Source organism: Pseudanabaena sp. FACHB-1998 (assembly GCF_014696355.1).
In the GTDB taxonomy this organism is placed as follows: Bacteria; Cyanobacteriota; Cyanobacteriia; order Pseudanabaenales; family Pseudanabaenaceae; genus Pseudanabaena.
The window spans coordinates 1-23,538 of the sequence record NZ_JACJQA010000018.1; the positions used below are offsets into that span (position 1 = coordinate 1).

Consider the following 23,538-nt stretch of genomic DNA (forward strand, 5'->3'; position numbering starts at 1 on the left):
AATTCATCTAGCAATTCTTTGCGAATATTCATCGGTTTTTGTGTTAGTTATTGTGTGGCTAGATTATCTCTCTGCATACATCCCAGACTTTACACATTTCACTTTACACTCTCAGACCAAGAAAGAAAATCTCTTGACTATCGTACTCCTTACGAAGTATTCTTTGCTTCATCAGAAACCGTTGCACTTCATCCTTGAATTGGCGATTCTTTGCGTATATTCATCTTTTTTTGTGTTAGTAATTGTGTGTCTTGATTATCTCTCTGTATACTTCCTAGACTTTACACAGATTACTTTACTCTCTCTGAATCTCAGAAGCAGGAGGATCGAGAATTTAGATGTCAACGAGTCAAATGTGAACATGCTCATGCGGGGATGAAACGATATAATTCCCTAACAGCAACTTATCGTAATCGTATACCTGCTGATCGATGACCGTCTCATGTTGATTGAGGCTGGTTTATGGAACTTCTATTTAGATACTGCTTGAAAATAGATAGAAAAATTAAAATAGATGCTGTGCCTTGCTTTTGTTTTCCAACAAATCTACTGATTTCTACACACCTTAACCAGTTGTTCTTCCTAGCAAACGTCATAGGGCAGTCGGCAAAGAAACTGGAAAGACCAACTATATTGAGAGATTCAACTGCACGTTACGACAACGAGTATCAAGACTAGTTAGAAAGACCCTATCCTTTTCTAAAAAGTTGGAAAACCACATTGGAGCCATTTGGAATTTTATTCATCACTACAACGCTTCTTTGTCTGTTCGTTTATTCTTTCCTTTTTAGGTCTACAGATTTTTTTGAGGAGCGATCGCACTCTTTTCAATGTTATGTTTCTGTCAACCAACAAAACTGATAACCTTGGAGGACAAGGCGTTCATCATGTTGAGAGGGCTTTTTACCGCTATATAAATCGATAAACTGAGTATAAACATTAAAACCTGTATTGCTTAGAGCAGACAAGTCTAAATATTGGGGATTGACATCAAAATTAGCAAGTACTAACACTTTCTCTGATGGACGCTGATGATCGAACCGTATAAAACCGAGCAAATGTTCATTATCTAGATGCAGCAGTTCACGATTATTAAAATCGGCAAACGCAGAGATCTCTTTACGGATCGCAATCATCTTTTTCATAGCAGTAAAAATTGCGTATTGAGGTGTGCCTTGTTTTTTGCGTAATTCCGCTTTTTCCCAATCGATTTTGGGACGATGCACCCAGCGAGCATCATTGGCTTTGCTGGGATCTTCATAAAAGCTGTAATCATTCAATACACCCAAGGCATCACCGTTATAAATCAAAGGAATTCCGCCAAAGGAGAGAATAATGCCATGTAGCAAGAGAATTCTATTAATCGCGGCGGTAATCAAACCTTTGTCTTGTGTCTCTAGAGCCGATTCCAAACCGACTAAAGAAGCTAAGGAACCACAGATCCTGCCATCGCCTGTGGATTCATTGTGCATAAATTCTAAGCCTCTAGCTAAGCCATCATACTTGCCGCTAAAGTAATCAATTACAAAGCGTCTGTGAGAATATGGCTCATAACCCGCTAGGAGAATATCATTGTCGTCAAAGCCAAAACCAATGTCATCGTGACAGCGGACATAATTTAGCCAAGTCGCCCGTTCCAGTTTATTGGGCAAGCTTTTGATCCCTTGGCTGAGGAGTTTCGTGTTTTTAGTTGCCACGCTATCCCACAGTAGAGCCATTAAAGTAGCGTTATAGGCAATTTCACATTCTTTAGCAGCGATCGCATCTTCTCCAAAATACTTAATCACTTCCACAGGCGCAACGATCGCTTCGGCAATAAATAGCACCCCTGGTGCGGAAACTTGGCAGCAGTCCTTCATTAACTGCAAAATTAAGTGGGCTTTCCGTTCGTTTTGACAGGAAGTTCCGATCTTCTTCCACAAAAAAGCCACCGCATCAAGACGTAAAATATCCACACCTTGATTTGCCCAAAACAGAATAATGTCGAGCATTTCAATAAATACATTAGGGTTGCTGTAGTTCAAATCCCATTGATAATCATGGAAAACTGTCATTACCCATTTCTTCATTTCAGGATTCCAAGTGAAATTTCTTGGAGAAGTTTCAGGAAATATCTCTGGCATACTCAGCTCAAACATATCAGGGACTTCTCGACCTTCAAAAATATAGTAATAGTCCTGAAAGCGGCGATCGCCCTTAATCGCTTTCTTAGCCCATTCATGTTCATCAGAAGTATGATTGAGAACAATATCGAGAACTAATAAAATATCGCGTTTGCGGAAGTCTGCGGCAATGTGGCGAATATCTTCTAAATCGCCAACACGCTCATCAATTTGTCGAAAATCACTGATGGCATAGCCGCCATCGCTTTTACCTTCAGGACATTTCAAAATTGGCATAATATGCACTAAATTGATGCCTAATTCTTGAAAATAGCTAGACTTGCTGGCAAGATCCTTTAGATTATCAGCAAATCCATTGGAATAAAGCGCCATTCCCACCCATTTTTGAGACAAAAACCAGTTGTGATCCTGTTCTCGCAAAATATCCAAACGCTCCAATTCCGCAGAGCGCTCGATATATCCCTTCGCCATTGTTTCCACTAGACGCAACATTTGCAACTTAAAATCATTACGATGTCCGTACAGCGTATAAAACAGCGAATGGATTGCATAAAAATTAGCTCCCAGCCGCGTATAAAAATGTCGCAAGTCTTGACGGCGAATTTCAGGCTTTAAATCGTCAAGGATCGAATTTAAAAGGGAATGAGAGATTTGTTCGTACATAGAGTTTTCCTAAAATATGTTTGCCTATAGTAATGATGTGCCGCGACTTGCGTGGCAGATCATTCTATCCATATTTGTGTGTCTGGATAATAATGGACAATTCCTTCCAAAATTCCCGCGCTATAGTTCCCATTCATGCCCAAAAAACCGCCATGAGCTAAATACAAACTGTGTATATTCCCTTGTTCCTTTGCTTGTTGTTGAGATTGAGCAATTAGATCGACATGAGCATTGGCGACCACAATCGAAGGCACAGGACTAATCAGTAATGGCAGATCATTGCCACTGTCACCTGCAAAAACCGTATTAGTGTGATCAAAATCCAATTGCTCCATCAGAAATTCTACTGCATGGAGTTTGGTGGCATTGGCTGGCAAGATATCTAGTAGTCCAATTTCCATGGCTTCATCAACGCTATAGATCAAACTTGCAGCAATATTTTGTTCTTTAAGGCGATCGCTAATGTACTGCTGCAAAGCATCTTTTTCGCTATCTAAGGGCAGATAATAACTAAGTTTAAAACGGCTTTGTTGAGCAGGTTCTTGCAAAACTAAATGCGATATTTCCACTAAGTCGGTCAGCAATGGTTCTAAATCTACAGCGTTTAAACCTCGCCAATCAACCGCAATCTGCTGTGTCCAACTTTGCCAAGACTTCCAGCGATCGCCATCAAATTGATACATCGTACTACCGACATCACCAACTATCCAATGCGGTGCTGGTAAGTTATATTCTTGAATTGCTTCTTGGACTAATGCAAGATTTCTTCCGCTCACATATACTAAGCAAACTTCTAGGCGGCTGACTAAACGGGTAAATAAGGCTCGCGCTTCGGGGGATTCTGGTTGAGTTCCATTGGGTAATAAGGTGCGGTCAAGGTCAGTACAAATCAATAATTTCTGCATAGGTCACAATTATATTAGTTGGTGGTGAAAGTTTCCCCTCTTTGGGTGGGGAAACTCTCTATAAATTAAAGAAATCATAGTGGGCGATCGCTTCTAAAATCCCGCCAGCATGAGCGCTATCCGCAAAATAAACGCGATCGCTATCACTCAAATTTAATAGCTCCTCACGGTGACGATTATCAACGACTACGCCCAAAGTATTGCCACGCAGCATATCTTCATCACCACCCGATCCACCATTGACCAAAACCTGCTCTAGAGGAATATTCCACTGTCTAGCGACATAGCGCAGGGCAAGCCCCTTCGAGGCTCTGGCAGGCACAAAGTCCAGATATTGACCAAAGGAGAGCGTGGCATTCACAGACAATTCCTGTTGACGCACTAGGGTCAAAATCTCCTCCATTGGCGGGGCAATATTGGCATCGTAGTAGTAGGAAACTTTAAACCGACTTTGCTGATTTTTTTGTTGGAGGGTGATCCCTGGTAAAGGCTCGATAATGCGTCGTACTACTTGTGGTGTCCACCCGTGATCGATATGGTGATTCCAAGCAATATCCGCACTATATCGAGGAGGATAGTAAATTTCTGTACCTAAACTGGTAATCAAAACATCGGGGGTAGGAATACCATAGGTTTTTAAAATCTTGAGAACTGAATCTAAACGCCGACCTGTGGCGATGCCAAACAGAAATCTCCGATGTTGTTGGCGGACAAGTTGGATAAATTGCTCCAATGCTTCCGCATCGCCCAACAAGGTATTGTCGATCGCCGTGAAAATCGCCCGCTTACGATATTGTCCTGCTTTTGCTGAGAATGCTGGTTTTGGTAAAGGTTCCTTTTGCAATACGAGAGGCTGAATTTTTTGCAAATAGGTTTGAGCGTGAGCCTCCCATGAATAGAATTTGGCAACATTTTTTAATCCATTTTCGGAAAATTGCTGCCAGAGTTTTGCATCTTCAAGAATTTGCAATAAAGCATCAGCGATCGCCTTCTCATTCAAAGGATCAACCAATAATCCATTCTGACAATTACCAATAATATCCACTGGTCCCCCATTTTCGGTGGCAACCAATGGCAATCCACTTGCCTCTGCCTCCAATAGTGTTAATCCAAAAGGCTCGGTGAGAGCAGGATTGACAAAAACACCCTTGGACTTAGCCGCTAATCGATAAATATCGGCAACTTCATCAGAACTATGGTGCTTCGGTAAAGCTACTCGACCATACAGATCATAGCAATCTATTACCAGTAATAACTCTGTCAAAACATTTTGCGCCCCCTCGTTTAGCTCTCGAATATCCTGTCGATTACCCGCCACAATTACGAGATTAGCTAATTCTTGGAGACGTGGCGATTGACCATAGGCTTCTAAAAGTGTAACGATGTTTTTGCGCTGATCGGGGCGAGATAGAGCCAGAATAATTGGCTTTTCAGGATTATTGAGAAACTTGGCTAGAACCTCTTGAAAAGCGATCGCCTCCTGATCATCAGTCAGAGGATGAAACTGCTCTAAATCTGTCCCTGGGGGGATAATCGCCATCTTTTCGGGCGTGTAATAGTCATAAAGTTCATATTGATCTTCAATTTCATTGCGAGTGCTAGTAATCACCAAGTCAGCATTACTTAACGTATTTTCTTCAGCACTGACCCTCTGGAGCATATGATAGCGTTCTTCGATCTGTTCTAAGGGTATTCCTGTCCCCAGCAATCTTCGCAACTTATCGCGTCCTAATGAATGCCCCGTATGAATTAGAGGTAAACCTGTTAAATGGGAAAGTCGCACGCCCACATACCCCGCATCGGCATAGTGACTATGAATGATATCAGGCAAACGGGGCTGTTTGAGTAACCACGCAAGCAAGCGATCGGTAAAGCCATCCAGATGACTCCATAATTCTTCTTTAGGAATGTAGCCTTCAGGTCCTGCTTCAATCCGCACGATCTGAGCATTTTCGGTTAAAGCTTCAGTCTCTAAGCCATAGTCAGCATCGACAGCATCATCAATGATCAGTCTGGTAACCAAATCAACACGTTCTACATGGGGCTGTTTAGCAAGAGCTTTGGTCAATTCCACAACATATTTTGTTTGACCTCCAGTATCTACGTCTCGCCCCAATTCTAGATTTTGACCTCGGATCAATCCATGAATGCTGATAAGTAGAATGTATAATTGTTTATGGTTCTTATTGGACATAACTAGTTAATCTAAGTTTAAAGTACAACAGATTTGAACAATTCTCCAAATAACACTTTACAAAAGTAAACTATACCCACTCAAGTCCTGACATAGAACCCAATAGATATCGGCGTTTCGCGCCGTAACTATCTATTTGATCTTGTTGTTGTCTTAACCTTACTGGTTATAGCTATAAAGATATGAGATATTATCTCCACGTTTCTAGTTTAGAATATCTACCTGAGAATATTTGTAGATCCTAAAAAACTTCTCAAATATATTCCTAATGAATGAGTGAATTTAAATTAGAATCTGCACAAACTAAAAATTTAGAACTCACAAAACCTTCAATACCATTCCCATCAACTATCTTAGTCCAATAGCCCTCAAATTGTTTAGAGGTCACAAGAGTATGTATTTCTAAAGAACTAAATGGAGCAATATCCAAGGGTTGAGATCGAGTTCTATAACTATCAAGTATCTTTGGTTAAGGGAGAGTTAACTCGACTGCAAGAGGAAATAGTTCAACTTCAGAGCGAATATCCTAATCTGATTACTTTTATCACTGATCAATTTCGCGAAGAACTATTAGCGATCGAGGCTGACACCTATGCTGAGTTTGTGCCTACAGGTCGATTAAATAAAGAACTCTCTCTCTCTTTAGACCAAGAGCCAGTCGAATTTTAATTCCAGTGTTGGTAATCATCTTAAGAAACACCCTTCTCCACAGGATTTGTATTTTTCAAGATGTCCATATAATGACTTTAATGAAACTCTTCGAGTATTGTAGGAAGCAAAGAATTGTCGCCATGTCTCGCTTGAGCGGGAGACAATGAGTAGTAATACTGGTAGCTGCTCAGCAGATTCAGCAGGCGTTCAAACTTTGTATCCCTACCCCAAAAGGATCATACTTCCACTGAAGATGAACGCCGCCAAACCTATTGGGATACCTTGGCAGCTATTTGCCATAGTAAATAAGCGATCGCAAGTCCGATCGCAGGTATACCGATGATCCACCTTTGGCGATCGCGGGCTTTGTCTCTCATGCTTTTCTGGACAAACTGTTCACCTTTATCCATTTCTTGAAAAGATAAGGTGTAAGAAGCGAGGGTTCGTAGTTCTTCATCGGTCATTCCTTCACCTAACCAACGACTTTCCTGCTCTTTTTGATCAAGACTTGCCATTTGCGATCGCAAATATTCCGAACTAACGCTTGCATCAGTCAGAATATTTTTCTCTTCCTGATTCAAAAATAAGTTTCTGATCTGAGGTTGAAAAAGTTCTAAGCCATCCAGAAGAGGCTGATCGGCATGGGGATTAATTACTAACCAGAGTCCAGACACTAACATTAAAGAAATCAAAGCCGTACTTAATAGAGACAGCGATCGGTTAAATAATGCTTGGTAATCTTGGGTATGATTTAGAAAAAAGGGTTTGACTAAGGCTGATAGAGCCAAAGTAAAGCCAAAAGCACAGACCATAGCTGCACCCGTTGGCAAGTCCCAAACATAGGACGCTCCCAAACCTAAGCAACTTGCGATCAGCCCTGCGCCCCAACCAATGAGCAGCTTTGATAGTAATTTGGTGCTGTACAGAGTTCCAATTGTTGCGGGAACGATCAGAATTGAGAAAACTAGTAGTACACCAGCGATCGCTACGGAACTGGTTACGACGACTCCAAATGATACATAGAATAGGAAGTCCCAAAACCATAGGCGCATTCCAATTTTCTCAGCTTCTTCAGGTTGGAATGAGGCAATAAAGAAGTATTTTCTTAACAGCCAATGGAGTAAACCAATAGCACTGTAAAGAACGACAACTTTAAACAAGTCTTCACTGGTTGCCGTGAGAATGCTCCCCACCAAAATCTGCTTAATATATTCTGCGCCCTGCGGCGATCGATCCACTAGCAGATATGCGGTCGCTGCGGAGACTACATAGATAATTCCGATAAAAGTCTCTTGAGAAACCCTGCCAGTCCATTTGCGTGTAAATGAAAGTAACGCCGCACCGATAATCGTAAAGGTCAGAGAGTAAGCATAAGCCGATAATGATTGCGGTTGATAACCCAACATATATGCAACGGTCGCGCCTAGAGCAGAAATTTGCGCTAAAGCCAAATCCACAAAAATGATATTGCGGCTAAGAACATGGATTCCCAAATAAGCGTGAATGCCTACTAATGCGATCGCGACAAAAAAAGGAATAGTCAGAAATTCTAAAATCAACGTCATACTAAACTATTTACTAAATCCTTTTATTAATTGCTCCACATTGTAGTCAAACAAAGAAAAATAATCTTTTGCTTCAGGAACTGCACCGACAGAAGCCGCTAGAGTCAGGGTTTTCGAGCCAGTCGTGCGATTAAGATATCGCGTAATATTATCTGATTCGTAGGGTTCCTTAATGACAACGGCAACTTTTTGTTCTCTAATCAGGCGCACTAGTTCTGATAAATGGGTGGGACTTGGCGGGACACCTGTTTTTGGCTCGATGTAGCCGATGGTTTTCAGACGAAAGCGACGAGCGAGATAGGGCCAACTGTTGTGATAAACCACAATCGGATTGCTGCGATATGGTGCTAAGCGATCGCTCCAGATCTTGACCCGATTTTTGAGTTCGATTAGGAAGCGATCGCGATTGAGCGCATAGTCTTCAGTATGATCAGCATCAAGCCGAATTAATCCTTCTTCAATTGCTCCTGTAATCGATTCAGCATTGAGAGGGTCAAGCCAGTAGTGAGGATTACCAGCGCCGTGATCGTGACCAGTTGCGGGCGCTAAGGAAAGCGATTTTGCTTCTAGTACCGCTATTCCCACTGAAGTATCGACATATCCATTACCACCCCGTTGCAAATCTGGATTTTTGACATCTTTTAAAATCGTATCTAGCCAAATATCGTGATCCAGTCCAACTCTGACGACGAGTTGCGACTTTTGAATAGCTTGGCGATCGGACAGTTTCGGCTCAAAAGCATGGGGATCTTGATTGGGAGGAAGAAGACTGGTCACATGAACCAGCTCTCCTCCCACTACTTCCACCAAACTTTTTAAATCGGCTGTAGTTGTAACTATCTCTAGTGGTAATTGAGCATAGGCGATCGAGCCATTATTCAACCAAATAAAAAACGTCAAAACTAAGCCGAATAAAAGTTGATATCTCATTAGGCACGCTTACTCAACCATAGACTTTTAGGAATCAAACAATGGACACTCTTTTCAGATTCATCCATTTTCCCAATCCGACAATCCATCGCAATACTCGCTAAACCATAGGCATCAAGGCGAGTCATTTTTTCTTTGGATTGCAGCAACTCAATCATGGCATAGGAAGCTTCATTCATCGCTTTGTTAAGATCGGCATCTTTGACTGAAGTAACAAATGCAGTGGCAGTTTCTGCTGTAGGATAATCTACACTTTTGGTTGCCATTGTATCTTTGGGATTGAGGCAGTGAATTCCCTTATTGATATTTACAACTTGAGAAATTCGACAGTCAGAAACTTTAGACATCAAGTTCCCTGCGTCGGATACAGTGACTTTACGTTGCTCAGAAAGAAACTTTGCAGTTTCCACTTTGACATTAGCAAGTGCTTTATTTAAATCCTTGTCAATGCCAACGGTGATCATCTGCGTAGGAGTCTCGATCATCGGCCAGTCTAATTTCTTTCCTTTAACTACAGAAACATTAAGAACGATTTCTTTGAAAGCCGATTCCATCGCTGTTAGGTTAACTTCACCATTCCCTTGCCCCGCATGGGAATCGCCCGTCCAGAGTAAAGCGCCTTTTACAAAAACTGGCACATATAAAGTCGCACCTGGCTTAAAGTCTCTAATATCCAGATTGCCAGCGTAGGGGCCGGGTGGAACTGAACTATATTGACCAGCTTCGGCACGAGCAACGCCCAACGTGCCAGGGAAAGGACTTACAGGTACTTCTATCCCTGGGCTAAAGGTCGTTACCTTTTTGTCCACGTCCAGATATAAATATTTGACTTGACCTTCAGGGAATTTATCAGGAAACTGTCCAAACATCCCAGGAATATTGAAGTTAGCCGCATAAGAACGAGGTTCTATTTTAAGGATTTTCACCTTAAGCACATCTCCAGGTTCTGCTCCTTTTACAAATATTGGCCCTGTAAGCGTGTGAGGTCCACGACCAGGATTGTCAGTACGCAGCTTTTTCAGCTCTTCAATTGACTTGCCAGGAATAACTTGGTTATGGGAATGCATCATCGTTTCCATAACCACAGTATCGCCTGACTTAATCTCTAGCACTGGAGGCTGAGCATTATTAAACCAGCCCCATTGAGTAGTTTCTAAGGTGGCAGGAAGAAGATGTGTAGTGCCAGGATAGGGAGCTAGAGTTTTTCTCATCTGAGCAACTTTGTCTTGTGCTGCGCGATCGCTAGACATTTGAGCAAAAGCGACAGAACCAAAGGTTAAGCTAAATAAGATAATTCCTAAAACAAGCCACCGCATTCGTTGGAGGCTAAAAGACTGAAGACTTTTGAACACTTTTATTACTGGATTTTTACGTAATTTCCGACAATAATCTTATTTGTTTAGGTAACTAACTTTTGTCTCGATTTTTACATATAGCGATCGGCAATATGCCAGCACTTACTCTAGCTATGATCGAAATACAATCAATGACGTTTCTGAAAAACTGGTTAACTCATGACGAAATAATAAATTTTCCCTTCAAGTTTGATCGCTAATCATACAGAGTGCGTTAGAATTTTTTTCGTTTAATTCATAGTTAGGCAGCAACGTGCAGCTTGGATACGTGTAATAGTTTTTGGCAATATTAAATGATATGAAGTCACCAAAGGAAGTCATACATGATTGGGTTGCAGCATATAACGTTCGTGACCCGCACGCACTGATCGATCTTTATCACGATGATGCCGAAAATCATCAGGTTGCTTTTGGCGCTCCGCTTCATGGGCGTGAGGCTTTGTTGGAGAGTTTCGTTTCATTCTTCACAGCGTTTCCAGACAACTATACTCATCCGATAAATATATTTGAGGATGGCGAATGGGCTATTGTCGAGTGGAAAGGTGGCGGCACATTTTTAGGACAGTTGGGCGATCATAAGCCAAACTGCAAGAGTTTTACACTGCAAGGCTGCGGCTTCTTCCATGTTATTAACGGCAAAATCACGTTTCAGCGTGGCTACATTGACAAGCATACATGGCTCTCCCAGCTTGGAATACCTGTCACGTAAATTGTTGTTTAACTTGTATACAGCGAGATTTAAAGAGCTATAAAAGAGAATGAGTATGCATCCAAAAGATACAGCTACTCGATACGATCGCATTGCCCGATGGTGGCAGACTCAGCATCAAGATTCGCTTTATGGAATCGCCCAGTTGGAGCGAGCTATAAAATTTACTCCTAATAAGTATTTGGCTCTTGATATAGGATGTGGAAGCAGCGGGCGTTTCATTGAAATTTTGAGCAAACATGGATTTCAAGTGGAAGGACTTGATATTTCTGAAGAAATGATCTGTCTAGCTAAGCAACTGCATCCAGACATCCTTTTTTATAGAGAAGATATCTGCTGTTGGACTCCTACCAAACCCTACAGCTTGATTGTTGCTTGGGACAGCACGTTCCATTTGTCGCTAGATATGCAAGAACCTGTTATGAAAAAGCTATGCGATGCTCTTGAACCTGATGGCGTGCTTATGTTCACATGTGGGGGCGGATATGGACAAAATGAAGTTTCTGGAACATTTCAAGGTCAGGACTTTGAGTACAGCACATTGGGCGTAAATGCTTTCCTAAAGATTTTGAATGAGCAGCATTGTACGTGTCTCCACCTTGAATACGATCAATATCCTGAGAATCATGTTTATATTATTGCTCAAAAGATTCGATCAAGCGTTGTGATAGATGTGTAAAGGCTTTATTGTGATATTTTAGTTAAGAGCGAAAGCTTTTTCTGACGCTTAAATAAACCGTTAGGCGGCAAAAAACAACGAATTCAATAAGTTTTTATGCACACATACATTGCGTTTTTTAGGGGCATTAACGTTGGTGGTAAGAACTCTTTACCTATGAAAGATCTTACGTCTATTTTTGAAATCCTGGGTGCCAGCAATGCCAAAACCTACATTCAAAGTGGCAACGTAGTATTCCAAATTGCACCAAAAGACATTTCTAGCTTCTCTAAAAGACTTAGAATTGAAATCAAAGAACAACGAGGATTTGAGCCATATATTCTTATCATTGAATCTTCTGAAGTTGAAACTGCAATGAAGAATAATCCATTTCCAGAAGCAGAATCTGAACCTAGTTCCTTACACCTTGGTTTTTTAGCATTCGTACCAGAGAATCCAGATTTGAAGAAGCTAGAAAGCTTAAAGAAGGATAACGAGCAGTTTTGTTTAATTGATCGCATCTTTTATCTACATGCACCAGAAGGTGTCGGCAGATCTAAGCTCGCGGCAAGTAGCGAGAAGTTACTTGGTGTTCCCATGACTGATCGTAACTGGAATACCGTTTGCAAACTAAAAGAAATGGCTACACTCTTTGCGTTGTCACCCAACAAATCCCAATATACGCCGACCGTATAGATAATTAAATAGCTAGGCAGAAAAAAAGTTAAGATATAAAAGTTCAGACACTCACCAAAAAGATGCCAGCCGCCCCAAGAATAAAACTGAGTGTAGAAGAAGACAAAAGACTGCTAGAAATAAGCCAAAGTAAAGAAACAGGAAAACGAGTAAAGCAAAGAGCCGAAGCCATGCGACTGAGTAGTCATGGGTGGAAAGGAGATGGAGAAAGTTGATGACTGAGTTGTGACTAACATCAGTACATCTCTCAATCTGTCTAAATCCCATGCCGTTGCAGTACATTTTTAGACATATCTTCTTGACATCTTGGGAATACCCAAGTACTGAGTAGGTATCGATGAACTGACGACCGCAATCAGCGCAAATATGATTTTGTTTATCTCCTCGTCTCCCATTTTTACGAATATGGGTTGATCCACATTTTGGACATTTCATTGCTTTTCATTGCTTAAAACTCGTTATCTTTTATTTACTCATTCATCTTTTATTTGTGTAATGCCGTACTTGCTTCTATTTACCTCACGCATCGCCGTGGCGATCTCTATCCCGAACCTGAGAAGTTTGGTCCTGAGAGGTTTCTCGAACGGCAGTTTTCTCCCTATGAATTTATTCCTTTTGGTGGTGGTAGTCGCCGTTGTTTGGGTATGGTTTTGGCTCAGTTTGAAATGAAGATTATTTTGGCGACTATTTTAACTAATGCTCGGCTGAGTCTCAGCAATCAATCCCCAGATCTTGTTCCCGTAAGGCGCGGGGCTTTACTCGCTCCAGAAGCCAATTTTACGATGCTCAAAGCCTAAACTAAGTTATTTCGGACGCCTGACGGCTAGCCATGAACTTGCTAGCAGCGGCAAATACCCATTGGCGATCGCTGTCATTGCCTAATGCATCTGCGACGTGCCCCAATCCTAAAGGCAATAGCTCAGGATCTTTCTCTTCCAAAACTGCTGTTAAATAAGGGACAAATTAAACCCTAAAAAATAGAGGCGGCGCGAAGCGCCGCCTCTATTTTTTAGGGTTTAATTTGTCGTGGCTATTTCTTGTATTGCTATACGCTGGCTGAACGGAGTCAAAGCCCCTCTCATAAAAGGCAACTTTCTTTTTCCTAAGTTTTGTATTGTAATCAATCAATTCACTCAATTCATTCAAAAAATTAATTACCAACTTATTAAAATTACCATTTATACGGAGTTGTTAAATTCAACTCAGCTAAACAGTCCTCAAATTTAATAAGGAGAGCATCATGAGTACAGAAGTTCAAGCCGAGACAACTACTGATTCTTTCGATCCTAACATCGTTCCCGCCGAGACCAAAGCCCGTAAAGAGCGGGAAGGAGCCAATTATAAGCATACTCCTGACAATGCAGAAGATGCTGACAGTATTCACACTGCCGATGGTTATACCGTAGATACAGAAGGGTTGGTAAACAACTATGCTATCGAACCGCCGATGTATATAGAAGATGGTGGGACAAGTCAGGCTAATCTTCCTGTAGTTGAGAAATTCATAATAGTTGATGTTTTTTCGACAAGTATTAAATCAGAGAATGTCGCAACGGAAATTCATAAGGCAGGGATAGGTAGAAACAAGATTTCTGTGCTGGGCAAAAATTATCATGATGCTGATCATGGCTATGGATCGCTAAACTGGCAGGATATCGAAGCAGAGGGTGGGTTGACAAAAGTTTTAAAAAGTGAGGGAATTGTTGAGTCGGAAGCCCGTAAATATGAGGCAGAAATCGCCGCAGGAAAATTTTTGGTAGTAGTAATTGGTGAAAATGCGGATGTGCTTACAGCTAAAGAGATTTTGATTAATACTGGTCATCGCATGAACGCTCTCCAAGAAAAAATCTAACTTTCTATCTCTTGCATGTATAACTAGCTGTAGCCAATCCAAAAGATGAGAGGCGGCGCTTCGCGCCGCCTCTCATCTTTTGGATTGGCTATAAATACTTTCCCAAATTATCGATATTGCCGATGAACTCATCGCTTTTCATGTCAATGGTACTGAGGGGACACAAGACAAGATTAACAAGGCTAGGAATAAAGGTATTCCAGTTAAGGTGTTTAGCTATTCAATTAATTAAAAACAGTCAAAAGGGCGATCGCCTATGAGGATCGCTAACCGTTACAAACCGAGATCGCCACAGGATCGCTTAGCGTGACACAAACACGTTGAATACTGTACGATAATCATAAAATGACTTATGTATATTTATGGCTACCATCAGTCAGATTAAAAAGCCTTGTTCTGATTCATTAGTCTTGCTGCCGCTATTTTCTAGCGCGATTTCGGCTGGATTTCCCTCTCCTGCGGACGATTATCTTGATGATTGCTTAGATCTCAATCGTTACCTGATAAATCAGCCCACATCAACTTTTTTCATGCGATTTGAGGGTGAGCCAATGCTGGAAAGTGGTTTGCAGCATGGAGATCTCTTGATTGTTGATCGCTCTGTAGAGCCAACGGACAGCAAAATTGTGGTGGCGGTGATCAATGGCGAGTTAGTTGTGCGCCGCGTCAAGCAAAATCGACGCCAGCTTCGGCTGCTATCGGAAAACCCCAATTGCCAAACAATCTGCATCACCAAAGATACTGAGTTTCAAATATGGGGAGTAGTTACTCATGCCATCCGCACCCTGCATAGCACTCGTCGATTGCAATAGCTTCTACGTTAGCTGTGAACGAGTATTTAATCCCAATCTTGCAGGCAAGCCTGTCGTTGTACTTAGCAACAATGACGGCTGTATTGTGGCGCGATCACCTGAAGCAAAAGCCTTGGGTATTCCGATGGGTTCGCCTTACCACAAGCACAAGGCAACTTTGCAAAATGCAGGAGCGATCGCTCTGTCATCAAATTACGAACTTTATGGAGATATGAGCCATCGTGTTTATGATGTCCTGTTTGCATCCGTTCCAGAGGTTGAGATTTATTCGATTGATGAATGCTTTTTAGATTTGACGGGTTTCGCGCATTTAGGAACCGATGGATTGATGGAATTTTGCGCGAACCTGCGAGAGAAAGTTCTTAGATGGACTGGCATTCCTACGGGTATTGGTATTGCCTCAACTAAAGTTTTATCCAAGGTTGCTAATCAAGTAGCCAAGAAATCTGTCGGTGGTGTTGCCGAATTATTGACTGACGAGCTGCGCGATCGCCTATTAGCTAATCTTGCCATCGAAGACATCTGGGGCATAAATCGACGCTTAGGTGTAAGACTGCGATCGCATGGAATCGCGACGGCGGCTAATTTGAGAGATGCCCCTGAAGCACTCATCAAGCAAATCATGGGTATTGTGGGCGTTCGGATTATGTACGAGCTGCGTGGTTTATCATGCTTGCCACTGGAAGCGATCGCGCCATCGCAAAAGCATATGATTTGTTCGCGTTCATTTGGTCAACCCATAACTACGATGGCCCAAATGCATGAGTCGATCTCACACCATGCAGCGAGAGCGGCGGCGAAGTTAAGGCACAGGAAATTACGAACATCGGTTCTAGGGGTATTTCTGACGACTAACCGATTCCAACCTAATGATCCGCAATATAGTAATTCCGTTACTATTTCTTTGCCGACGGCAACGAATAGCTCTCAAGTATTGATTCGATATGCCAAGTTCTGTATGACCAGTATCTTTCGAGATGGATTCAGTTATAAAAAATGTGGCGTTAGTCTGAATGATTTAAGCTCGGTTGATGCGGTACAGTTGGATTTTCTTGCACCCGCTGTTGATCGCCATGATGAAAAGTTAATGGAGGTAATGGACTCGCTAAATAAGCGTTATGGCTCTGGAACAATTCGGTTTGCCAGTGAGGGGATGAAGCAAGATTGGAAAATGAGAAGTGATATGCGATCGCCCAGATATACTACTCGTTGGGATGAGTTGCTGGTGGTGAAAGCAAATTAGGCAGCTTGACAAATCAATTCGCTAGGAATCGCAACCCAAACCTTAAACTGATTTGCTTCAGGTGTGATTAGTACTGCCATACCCATATCTACATCTCTCTTGCTTCCTGCGATCGCTTCGTTGATAGATGCATAGGCTTTATCAGCTACAAAGGTTTTGCCTAGAAATACAATTGCTTTTTCTGTGCCAGCAATGGTGTTGATAACAATCGAGCGAACTTGGTTTAGTGAATTGAGAATCATTGCTTTTGCCCTTAGAAAGAATTTCTCTATGGGATTAGTATCGCCTTTTCTCAAGGTGGGGGATGCGATCTCGAATCTATGCTTTTGTGATGTTGGGAGTAAGTCGATGTGAGCGAGATCACGAAAAAAGCATCTTATCTGTTTAGACAAAATGCTTTTTAGGTTTTGAGAAACTTGCAATGTATTTCTAGTTATGGCGATCGCGATAAATTGCATCAGAAAGGCGAGCTTCACGACGATTGAGTTGACGATAATCTTTAACGGTTAAATGACCATTATCTCTTTTTAGGTCGGCAAGACGTTGCTTATTGATACTTGCTTCACGACGTTCCAAATTTTTATATTCCCGATAATTGATCTGACCATCTTTTACCCCCTGATGAATCCGATCCTATTAATTTTCTAGGTAGACCTAAAAAGGAAAGGATGAACGAGCAGGCAAAGAAGCGTTGTAGTGATGAATAAAATTCCAAATGGCTCCGATGTGGTTTTCCAACTTTTTAGAAAAGGATAGGGTCTTTCTAACTAGTCTTGATACTCGTTGTCATAACGTACAGTTGAATCTCTCAATCTAGTTGGTCTTTCCAGTTTCTTTACCCACAGCCCTATGACGTTTGCTAGGAAGAACAACTGGATAAGGTGTGTAGAAATCAGTATAAATAACCGCGCATTGGCGATAGACACTAGGCAACGATTCCCATAATTTCTGAGCTGATACCCCAGAGCGATCGCCAATATAACAACCCTCAATTTCACGAGTCTCGGCATCAATGGCAAGCCATACCCATTGTTGCCAAGCAGGATGACCGAGTGCGACTACTGCAACAACCAAATGCAGGAGTTGCCTCTGCACGGAATCTTGGCATCCAAAGCGCCCAAGGCGAATTTATCGCTCTAATTGATTCTGACGATCTGTGGTATCCCGATGCGCTTGAAAAATTGGTTGCTCAGTTTCAGCGAAGCTTGCCTGCGGTAGGGGTCATCTACGCGTGGTCAGTGGATATTGACGAATATGATCGACCTATCGAAGGCTTCCATGCAGCCACCATTAAGGGCAATGTTTATAGAACCCTAATTTGCCATAACTTCTTAGGCAATGCTAGTGCCACCTTGATTCGGAAAGCTTGTCTGGATCATGTCGGTGGTTACGATACGCAACTCAAAGCCCAAAAAGCGCAAGGGTGTGAAGATTGGGATTTGTATTTACGGCTGGCTGAACATTATGAATTTGAGGTTGTTACAGAGTTTTTGATTGGCTATCGTAAGGTTGCTAGCAGTATGTCTAGGGATTTTAGGCAGATGGCGCGATCGCAGCAACTCATGCTGCAAAGTATTCAAAAAAATCATCCTGAACTCTCTAGTTACCTCTATCGCCTATCTCGCAGTAGTTTTTATTTATATCTAGCGCAGCAATGTGATGCCTATGGAGATGCTCGCGAAACTTTAGATTGGTTGAGGCAAGCTGTCAAAGCCGATCCCATCAGTTCGCTGGGGCGATTAGGACTGTATATCTTGCTAATTAAAAATCTGGCAAAGCTTGGGGGAAAATCTTGGCGATTATTCAGGCTATGGACGCTGTTTAAGCCGCCCCGCTTACCGATAAATGAGCTGTCAGTGAATGAATCTCTTTATCCAACCACATACCCTCTATCTTTACCGATTCATCCGTTGAAAATTTGGCTCAAGGTGATGGTTGGAGCACTTTTACATCACTCGTTATCAAGAATTTAATCCGAGAGACATACCGATGCTATACCCCATTAAAGTTGTTGATATTGAACTTAGCAAGGCTATCCCCACCTTTGACGATTTAGAAAATTACATGGGTTTACAGGGGCTGGTGCGAATACATGGTGTGCCGTTGGGCTATGTTAAAGCCCCAATTTCTTTAGGCAAATGCACTGCCTCGACTTTAAGTAAGCTGATCTTAGGGGAGTACAGCGAGAAGATTATTTGTCAACTGCTCAAAAATGGATTGGCTTCGCCCCACTGTCCAGCCAACTTTAAACTAGAAGACCTGCTTAATCTGCCTCCTGTTGAGTATGTGCAGGAATGGCCGCTTGTTACGGTAGCGGTGTGTACCCGCGATCGCCCTGACGATATGAAGCTCTGTTTGGAAGCTATCCGTAAACTTGAATATCCTCACCTTGACATCTTAGTGATAGATAATTCACCCCAAACAGAAGCTACCAAAGAACTTATTGACATCCACTATCCCGAAGTACGTTACGTGCGCGAACCACGTCCTGGACTTGACTGGGCGCGAAACTGCGCCATCTTAGAAGCAAAGGGTGAGATCATTGCTTACACCGATGATGATGTGGTGGTAGATCCTAGTTGGGTAAAGGCGATCGCGCAAACCTTCCTTGAAGATCCCGAGGTGATGGCAGTAACTGGTCTAGTTGTTCCTTACGAACTAGAAACCGAAGCCCAAGTTTTGTTTGAAGAATATGGTGGCTTTGGTAAAGGTTTCCTGCGCCATGAATACCAAGTGTCCATTGATAAACCCATGCCATGGTGGATGCTAGGGGCGGGGCAGTGTGGTACAGGGGCAAATATGGCATATCGTCGTTCCGTCTTTAGTAAAATTGGTGGATTTGATCCTGCTTTGGATGTAGGAACAGTCACTAATGGCGGCGGGGATTTAGAAATGTTCTTTCGGATAATCAGAGAACATTATCTTCTTGTTTACGAACCTACAGTTATCGTTAAACATCGTCACCGCCAGAGCTATGAAAAGCTGAAAACGCAAATCACTAATAATGGAATTGGTCTATATTCCTATTTCACCTGTGGAGTTAAGTTTTATCCTGAGATGTTTTGGACTTTCTTACGAATAGGGCTTTGGTGGTTTATCTATTGGTATATTCGGCGAGCATGGATTTCATTCAAGCATCCTACAAAAATTCCCGCAGAATTAGTTTGGATAGAACTGACAGGAGTTTTCATCGGTTTAAGACGTTACGCTAAAGCACGTCAGCAAGTTCAGGAAATTATTAATAAATTTGGCGGTCAGTCACCTAGTCAGACTAATTTAGAGACATCGAGGCAACTATTCCCCCCTGTTTCTACTGAAAACATCACAGACCTCGCAGCACCGATCTCCTCTGAAAAACATCAAACTCCGAAACTTAAAGACAGTGTGGGTGTGCGCCAAATTCATTTAGAAAAGCCGTTGACAATGGTTTCAAATATTGAAAATTATCCTAAAACGCTTCTTGTTTTCACTTGGCATGACGACCCTATTGGCAGTTATGAGGTTGAGAATAAATACAATTCGATTAGTTGTAGAAAACTGCAAGATATTCTCTTAAAACATTTCAGCGATGTAATTCTTTGCAAATTACTGAAACTTCACAAAGGCAATCATTGGAGTATCGTTTATAATTCCTTACTAAATTTCTATAACGCTCAGACGAGTTCACAACCGCCGCGACTACCAAAGAATGTCAAAGTTTCCATCAATTTGGCAACCTTTGATCGACCAGATGATTTACGCAACTGTTTAACCTGTTTACAAAATCAGAAAACTGAACGAGAAGTTGAGATTATTGTTGTTGATAACCATCCACAATCAAACCTAACCCCCCCAGTGGTTGCAGAGTTCCCCAATGTCAAATTAGTGATTGAAACTAGACAGGGTTTAGCTTACGCTCGTAATGCTGGATTTGTTGCCAGTACTGGAGATATTGTTATTGCGACAGATGATGATGTCACCATTCCCACTGATTGGCTGGAGAAGTTAGTAGCTCCCTTTGTCCGCTCAGATGTCATGATTGTGACTGGTAATATTTTACCACTACAATTGGAAACACCTTCCCAACAGTTTTTTGAGAAATATGGTGGTCTCGGTCGAGGATTTGAGCGCTTTGAAGTGAAGGCTGACTGGTTTGAGTCCTCCCCTCGTTACGCAATTCCCACTTGGAAATTGGGCGCAACCGCAAACGCGGCGTTCCGATCGACCATCCTATCGCATTCTAAAATTGGTTTGATGGATGAATCCCTAGGTCCGGGAATGCCTTCAGGAGTCGGAGAAGATACATACCTTTTTTACAAGACACTCAAGGTCGATTACACGCTTATTTATGAACCCTGCGCCTACCTTTGGCATAAGCATCGTCAAGATATCATGGCATTACGCCGTCAGATTTATGGCTACAGCAAAGGTCATGTTTCCTACAATCTGACTACGTGGTTGCGAGACGGTGACTGGCGTGGACTCTACCAGATTTTTGTAGCGCTTCCCCTCTACCATGCTGGTCAGCTTGTAAACTGTTTTCTTAGAAAAAACGATTATCCACTATCTCTAATCTTTCTAGAAATATGGGGTAATCTTGCGGGCCCTTGGTCTTTGTGGCGATCGCGCATTCGAGTAAATCGAGAAGGATACAGCGCTTTGCGCTCAAACCCAAACCAAGAATAAATTTGAAAGCGTTGCGAAGCAACGCTTTCAAATTTATTCTTGGGGTTCGTTACCATCGGAGATTGATATAGTTGTCCACCTAACTACGGAGGTTTTCCAATTGAAAAGCTTGCAAACAAGTCCCATTCGTAGATGGCGATTATCTTATATTGGGGATTTGTTGCGATCGCTCGTTGATCGCGATATGAAACTCATGTATAAGCGATCGGCTTTAGGGATTGTCTGGACATTGATTAGCCCATTACTGCAATTGCTGGTTTTTGTGTTTGTCTTCCAAGTCATCATTAAGATTGATATTCCTCAATATTCGTCCTACGTCTTTACAGGATTACTGGTGTGGAACTGGTTTCAGAATTGCCTATTTCAAGCAACTGGCGTGATTATCAGTAGCCGAGCTTTAATTCGGCAACCAAGTTTTCCCACTGTGATTTTGCCTGTGGTAATTGTGACTACGGGGCTGATTCACTTTGCCCTTGCCTTACCCGTTTTAGTTATCTTCCTATTGATCGACGGAGTAAAGCTAACTCCCTTAGTTTTACTGCTGCCCTTATTACAATTGATTCAATTTGCGTTAACAGTGACAGCCTCCTATTTTCTGGCGGCTTTTAATGTGACGTTCCGCGATACTCAACATACTTTGGGCGTATTGTTGCAGTTTCTATTCTATCTCACACCAGTTTTTTATCAGTTAGACAACATTCCTAAACAATACTGGTATGTCTATGGGCTTAACCCGATGGTGCATATTGTCACCGCCTATCGTCAAATTTTGGTATGGGGAGTTCAACCTGATTGGCTGGCTCTGATGACCATTACAGGTACTATCCTAATCCTACTGCCCATTGGTTATCGAGTTTTCAAACGCCAGAGTCTTCGCTTTGTGGAGGAGATTTAAATGCATAATGCCATTCTTGTCGAAAATGTGGGTAAGCGCTTTCGGCGTTACCATGCTGAAAAACCTATCACCATCATGGAAGCGGCTTTGAAAGGTTTTCAACGGGTTAAACCGTTAGAGGAACTTTGGGCGTTGCGGGGCATTTCCTTTGAAGTTGCCGCTGGCGAAATGATCGGGGTAATTGGTCACAATGGTGCTGGAAAATCAACCCTACTACAATTATTGGGAAAGGTAGCACATCCCAATGAAGGACGTATCAAAATGCGGGGGCGAGTAGGAGCGCTATTGGATTTGGGTGCAGGTTTTCATGGCGATCTGACGGGGCGGGAGAATGTATTTGTGACAGCGATTGTTGCGGGATTGCCACGTCGAGAGGTAGCTCGTCGTTTTCATCAAATTGTCGATTTTGCTGAGCTTGAAAGATTCATTGATAATCCTGTCCGTACTTACAGCACAGGGATGATGATGCGCCTTGCTTTCTCAGTGGCTGTGCATACTGATCCACAAATTCTACTGGTGGATGAATTTCTATCTGTTGGAGATTTATCTTTTCAGGCTAAATGCCTTAATCGCATCACCGAGATGAAAGAGAATGGATGTGCAATTGTGCTGGTGTCTCACGATGTTAATCAGGTGGAGCGGTTGTGCGATCGCGCTCTTTGGCTCAAGCATGGTACTATCTTTGCCTATGGTGAACCGATTCTGGTGGCGGGGCAATACACTATGGAGATGCGATCGCAAACTCAGCAGCGCACTCCTCAGCAACCACCCAAACTTACCCGTTCAGGAATTGAACTACGAGTCAACGAAAATCGCTTCGGATCACAGGATGTGGAGATTTCTGATGTCCGTCTAAAACCAAACCTAATCATAGAATCAGGTGATTCCCTTTGTGTTGAGGTAGATTACCAAACCCATCAACGGTTAGATAGCGCTATTTTTAGCGTCACCATTAGTCAGGAAAACGGTGCTCAGTTCCTAGATGTAAATACCGCAGATATGGGCATTCCCTATGTTCAATTGCAAGCACAAGGAACCATTAAGCTTACCCTTGAGCGTCTGGATCTGGTGGGTGGAAAGTACTTTGTAAATGTGGGTATTTATAGGCAAGATTGGAGCTATGCCTATGACTTTCACTGGCATATCTATCCATTGACTGTGGAGTCAAAGTTAACATCCAAAGGGATTTTGTCCCCTCCCATGCGCTGGGAAGTGGAGATCTCTAATGTGAACGCGATCTCGAACAGGCTTCTATGATCCCCAAGCGATGGTAGTACAGGGCTGATTTTCCCTCTAAATCTAAGTACAGGAGAAAAAATTAATTGAGTTAAAGAAGGCTTGAGAATTGAGATGAAGATCAAAGATAATGGGACGAAGGAAATCAAAACCAAGACGAAAAATGCTTTTAGGTAGACGACCATTTTTTTTAGGCTTGAGGGGATTTAGTTGAGCAAGCCAAAGCCCAGAAGAAAAAGCCCAACATATAGCTGCCGCCAAGTGAAATAGGACGTAGAGTAAAGGGAGAATATAGGAGTCAAAGGCAAAATGTCAAATTCGTACAGTTATGATTTACGACAAAAAGTAATCCAGTCAATTGAATTGGATGGACTAAAGAAAATCGA

The 23,538-nt window shown here is 42.2% G+C and carries 21 protein-coding genes and 4 pseudogenes; 15 read left to right on the forward strand and 10 right to left on the reverse strand.

The genetic code is table 11. The features are described from left to right. Both H6F42_RS21745 and H6F42_RS07160 read left to right on the forward strand, forming a co-directional pair. The coding region (locus tag H6F42_RS21745; RefSeq protein WP_206755004.1) for a hypothetical protein at window positions 1-198 on the forward strand (198 nt) is incomplete at its 5' end. A 383-nt stretch (window positions 199-581) separates the two neighbouring features. Further along, window positions 582-791: pseudogene (locus H6F42_RS07160) on the forward strand (IS1 family transposase); the annotation flags it as partial. A 42-nt stretch (window positions 792-833) separates the two neighbouring features. Here H6F42_RS07160 and H6F42_RS07165 read toward each other — a convergent pair. From H6F42_RS07165 to H6F42_RS07175, 3 genes are read right to left on the reverse strand one after another with little or no spacing between them, the layout of a single operon-like run. Continuing rightward, window positions 834-2,786 (reverse strand): alpha-amylase family glycosyl hydrolase, encoded by a 1,953-nt coding sequence (locus H6F42_RS07165; RefSeq protein ID WP_190398676.1) that lies wholly within the window; start codon window positions 2,784-2,786, stop codon window positions 834-836. A 59-nt stretch (window positions 2,787-2,845) separates the two neighbouring features. Then, the gene (locus H6F42_RS07170) at window positions 2,846-3,691 is read right to left on the reverse strand and encodes an HAD-IIB family hydrolase (RefSeq protein WP_190398677.1); all 846 of its coding nucleotides are present in this window, start codon (window positions 3,689-3,691) and stop codon (window positions 2,846-2,848) included. A gap of 58 nt (window positions 3,692-3,749) precedes the next feature. Then, window positions 3,750-5,885: an HAD-IIB family hydrolase gene (locus tag H6F42_RS07175; RefSeq protein WP_190398678.1), complete on the reverse strand. Its 2,136-nt coding sequence runs from the start codon at window positions 5,883-5,885 to the stop codon at window positions 3,750-3,752. Window positions 5,886-6,299: 414 nt separating this feature from the next. On the opposite strand from H6F42_RS07175, the gene H6F42_RS07180 reads away from it, so the two are divergent. Continuing rightward, window positions 6,300-6,554: a hypothetical protein gene (locus H6F42_RS07180; RefSeq protein ID WP_190398679.1), complete on the forward strand. Its 255-nt coding sequence runs from the start codon at window positions 6,300-6,302 to the stop codon at window positions 6,552-6,554. Window positions 6,555-6,805: 251 nt separating this feature from the next. Here H6F42_RS07180 and H6F42_RS07185 read toward each other — a convergent pair whose 3' ends face one another. Genes H6F42_RS07185 through H6F42_RS07195 form a run of 3 tightly spaced genes read right to left on the reverse strand, consistent with a single transcriptional unit; the run spans window position 6,806 to window position 10,347 of the window. Beyond that, a complete protein-coding gene (locus H6F42_RS07185) occupies window positions 6,806-8,101 on the reverse strand; it encodes a metal ABC transporter permease (RefSeq protein WP_190398680.1) in 1,296 nt (431 codons plus the stop codon). A gap of 6 nt (window positions 8,102-8,107) precedes the next feature. Beyond that, window positions 8,108-9,031 (reverse strand): metal ABC transporter substrate-binding protein, encoded by a 924-nt coding sequence (locus H6F42_RS07190; RefSeq protein ID WP_190398681.1) that lies wholly within the window; start codon window positions 9,029-9,031, stop codon window positions 8,108-8,110. Continuing rightward, a complete protein-coding gene (locus tag H6F42_RS07195; protein ID WP_190398682.1) occupies window positions 9,031-10,347 on the reverse strand; it encodes an acetamidase/formamidase family protein in 1,317 nt (438 codons plus the stop codon). The genes H6F42_RS07190 and H6F42_RS07195 overlap by 1 nt, the downstream gene beginning before the upstream one ends. Window positions 10,348-10,684: 337 nt before the next feature. Between H6F42_RS07195 and H6F42_RS07200 the strand changes: the two genes are divergently transcribed. The 3 genes from H6F42_RS07200 (at window position 10,685) to H6F42_RS07210 (ending at window position 12,449) form a co-directional block, all read left to right on the forward strand. Continuing rightward, window positions 10,685-11,095, forward strand: coding sequence for an ester cyclase (locus H6F42_RS07200; protein ID WP_190398683.1), 411 nt, complete (start codon window positions 10,685-10,687; stop codon window positions 11,093-11,095). Between the two features lie 55 nt (window positions 11,096-11,150). Then, entirely contained in the window at window positions 11,151-11,774 is a 624-nt protein-coding gene (locus tag H6F42_RS07205) for a class I SAM-dependent methyltransferase (protein WP_190398684.1), read from the forward strand. Between the two features lie 96 nt (window positions 11,775-11,870). Continuing rightward, window positions 11,871-12,449 carry a DUF1697 domain-containing protein gene (locus H6F42_RS07210; protein ID WP_190398685.1) on the forward strand — a complete coding sequence of 193 codons (579 nt, stop codon included), beginning with the start codon at window positions 11,871-11,873 and terminating at the stop codon, window positions 12,447-12,449. A 204-nt stretch (window positions 12,450-12,653) separates the two neighbouring features. On the opposite strand, the pseudogene H6F42_RS21830 reads toward H6F42_RS07210, so the two are convergent. After that, a pseudogene (locus H6F42_RS21830) lies at window positions 12,654-12,884 on the reverse strand (IS1 family transposase); the annotation flags it as partial. A gap of 65 nt (window positions 12,885-12,949) precedes the next feature. Here H6F42_RS21830 and H6F42_RS07215 point away from each other — a divergent pair. The 5 genes and pseudogenes from H6F42_RS07215 to H6F42_RS07230 form a co-directional block, all read left to right on the forward strand. Continuing rightward, a pseudogene (locus H6F42_RS07215) lies at window positions 12,950-13,246 on the forward strand (cytochrome P450); the annotation flags it as partial. A gap of 32 nt (window positions 13,247-13,278) precedes the next feature. Continuing rightward, a complete protein-coding gene (locus tag H6F42_RS22070; RefSeq protein WP_277873827.1) occupies window positions 13,279-13,404 on the forward strand; it encodes a hypothetical protein in 126 nt (41 codons plus the stop codon). 285 nt (window positions 13,405-13,689) lie between these two features. Beyond that, window positions 13,690-14,301 (forward strand): hypothetical protein, encoded by a 612-nt coding sequence (locus H6F42_RS07220; RefSeq protein ID WP_190398686.1) that lies wholly within the window; start codon window positions 13,690-13,692, stop codon window positions 14,299-14,301. Between the two features lie 362 nt (window positions 14,302-14,663). Next, window positions 14,664-15,113 carry a translesion error-prone DNA polymerase V autoproteolytic subunit gene (gene umuD / locus H6F42_RS07225; RefSeq protein ID WP_190398687.1) on the forward strand — a complete coding sequence of 150 codons (450 nt, stop codon included), beginning with the start codon at window positions 14,664-14,666 and terminating at the stop codon, window positions 15,111-15,113. Then, window positions 15,073-16,356, forward strand: coding sequence for a Y-family DNA polymerase (locus H6F42_RS07230; protein WP_190398688.1), 1,284 nt, complete (start codon window positions 15,073-15,075; stop codon window positions 16,354-16,356). Before umuD ends, H6F42_RS07230 begins: the two co-directional genes overlap by 41 nt. On the opposite strand, the gene H6F42_RS07235 is transcribed toward H6F42_RS07230, so the two are convergent. The 3 genes and pseudogenes from H6F42_RS07235 to H6F42_RS07245 form a co-directional block, all read right to left on the reverse strand. Continuing rightward, window positions 16,353-16,598: a hypothetical protein gene (locus tag H6F42_RS07235; RefSeq protein ID WP_190398689.1), complete on the reverse strand. Its 246-nt coding sequence runs from the start codon at window positions 16,596-16,598 to the stop codon at window positions 16,353-16,355. The two genes, H6F42_RS07230 and H6F42_RS07235, sit on opposite strands and share 4 nt — an antisense overlap. 187 nt (window positions 16,599-16,785) lie before the next feature. Further along, a complete protein-coding gene (locus H6F42_RS07240; protein WP_190398690.1) occupies window positions 16,786-16,932 on the reverse strand; it encodes a hypothetical protein in 147 nt (48 codons plus the stop codon). 78 nt (window positions 16,933-17,010) lie between these two features. After that, window positions 17,011-17,391, reverse strand: a pseudogene (locus tag H6F42_RS07245) (IS1 family transposase); the annotation flags it as partial. Between the two features lie 17 nt (window positions 17,392-17,408). On the opposite strand from H6F42_RS07245, the gene H6F42_RS07250 reads away from it, so the two are divergent. The 4 genes from H6F42_RS07250 to H6F42_RS07265 all read left to right on the forward strand — a co-directional run bounded on the left by H6F42_RS07250 (window position 17,409) and on the right by H6F42_RS07265 (window position 23,173). Beyond that, window positions 17,409-18,329: a glycosyltransferase gene (locus H6F42_RS07250; protein WP_347272292.1), complete on the forward strand. Its 921-nt coding sequence runs from the start codon at window positions 17,409-17,411 to the stop codon at window positions 18,327-18,329. Between the two features lie 16 nt (window positions 18,330-18,345). Then, window positions 18,346-21,021 (forward strand): glycosyltransferase, encoded by a 2,676-nt coding sequence (locus H6F42_RS07255; protein WP_190398691.1) that lies wholly within the window; start codon window positions 18,346-18,348, stop codon window positions 21,019-21,021. A 109-nt stretch (window positions 21,022-21,130) separates the two neighbouring features. Beyond that, entirely contained in the window at window positions 21,131-21,916 is a 786-nt protein-coding gene (locus tag H6F42_RS07260; protein ID WP_190398692.1) for an ABC transporter permease, read from the forward strand. Beyond that, window positions 21,917-23,173 (forward strand): ABC transporter ATP-binding protein, encoded by a 1,257-nt coding sequence (locus tag H6F42_RS07265; RefSeq protein ID WP_190398693.1) that lies wholly within the window; start codon window positions 21,917-21,919, stop codon window positions 23,171-23,173. The last annotated feature ends 365 nt before the right edge of the window (window positions 23,174-23,538 follow it).

Bases quoted from the DNA above. Each gene is read 5' to 3' on its own strand.
- H6F42_RS22070 (WP_277873827.1), top strand. From the start codon at position 13,279: ATGAACTTGCTAGCAGCGGCAAATACCCATTGGCGATCGCTGTCATTG.
- umuD (WP_190398687.1), top strand. From the start codon at position 14,664: ATGGCTACCATCAGTCAGATTAAAAAGCCTTGTTCTGATTCATTAGTC.
- H6F42_RS07235 (WP_190398689.1), bottom strand. From the start codon at position 16,598: ATGATTCTCAATTCACTAAACCAAGTTCGCTCGATTGTTATCAACACC.
- H6F42_RS07230 (WP_190398688.1), top strand. From the start codon at position 15,073: ATGCCATCCGCACCCTGCATAGCACTCGTCGATTGCAATAGCTTCTAC.
- H6F42_RS07195 (WP_190398682.1), bottom strand. From the start codon at position 10,347: ATGCGGTGGCTTGTTTTAGGAATTATCTTATTTAGCTTAACCTTTGGT.
- H6F42_RS07200 (WP_190398683.1), top strand. From the start codon at position 10,685: ATGAAGTCACCAAAGGAAGTCATACATGATTGGGTTGCAGCATATAAC.
- H6F42_RS07165 (WP_190398676.1), bottom strand. From the start codon at position 2,786: ATGTACGAACAAATCTCTCATTCCCTTTTAAATTCGATCCTTGACGAT.
- H6F42_RS07185 (WP_190398680.1), bottom strand. From the start codon at position 8,101: ATGACGTTGATTTTAGAATTTCTGACTATTCCTTTTTTTGTCGCGATC.
- H6F42_RS07265 (WP_190398693.1), top strand. From the start codon at position 21,917: ATGCATAATGCCATTCTTGTCGAAAATGTGGGTAAGCGCTTTCGGCGT.
- H6F42_RS07255 (WP_190398691.1), top strand. From the start codon at position 18,346: ATGCTATACCCCATTAAAGTTGTTGATATTGAACTTAGCAAGGCTATC.
- H6F42_RS07175 (WP_190398678.1), bottom strand. From the start codon at position 5,885: ATGTCCAATAAGAACCATAAACAATTATACATTCTACTTATCAGCATT.
- H6F42_RS07220 (WP_190398686.1), top strand. From the start codon at position 13,690: ATGAGTACAGAAGTTCAAGCCGAGACAACTACTGATTCTTTCGATCCT.
- H6F42_RS07180 (WP_190398679.1), top strand. From the start codon at position 6,300: ATGGAGCAATATCCAAGGGTTGAGATCGAGTTCTATAACTATCAAGTA.
- H6F42_RS07170 (WP_190398677.1), bottom strand. From the start codon at position 3,691: ATGCAGAAATTATTGATTTGTACTGACCTTGACCGCACCTTATTACCC.
- H6F42_RS07190 (WP_190398681.1), bottom strand. From the start codon at position 9,031: ATGAGATATCAACTTTTATTCGGCTTAGTTTTGACGTTTTTTATTTGG.
- H6F42_RS07205 (WP_190398684.1), top strand. From the start codon at position 11,151: ATGCATCCAAAAGATACAGCTACTCGATACGATCGCATTGCCCGATGG.
- H6F42_RS07210 (WP_190398685.1), top strand. From the start codon at position 11,871: ATGCACACATACATTGCGTTTTTTAGGGGCATTAACGTTGGTGGTAAG.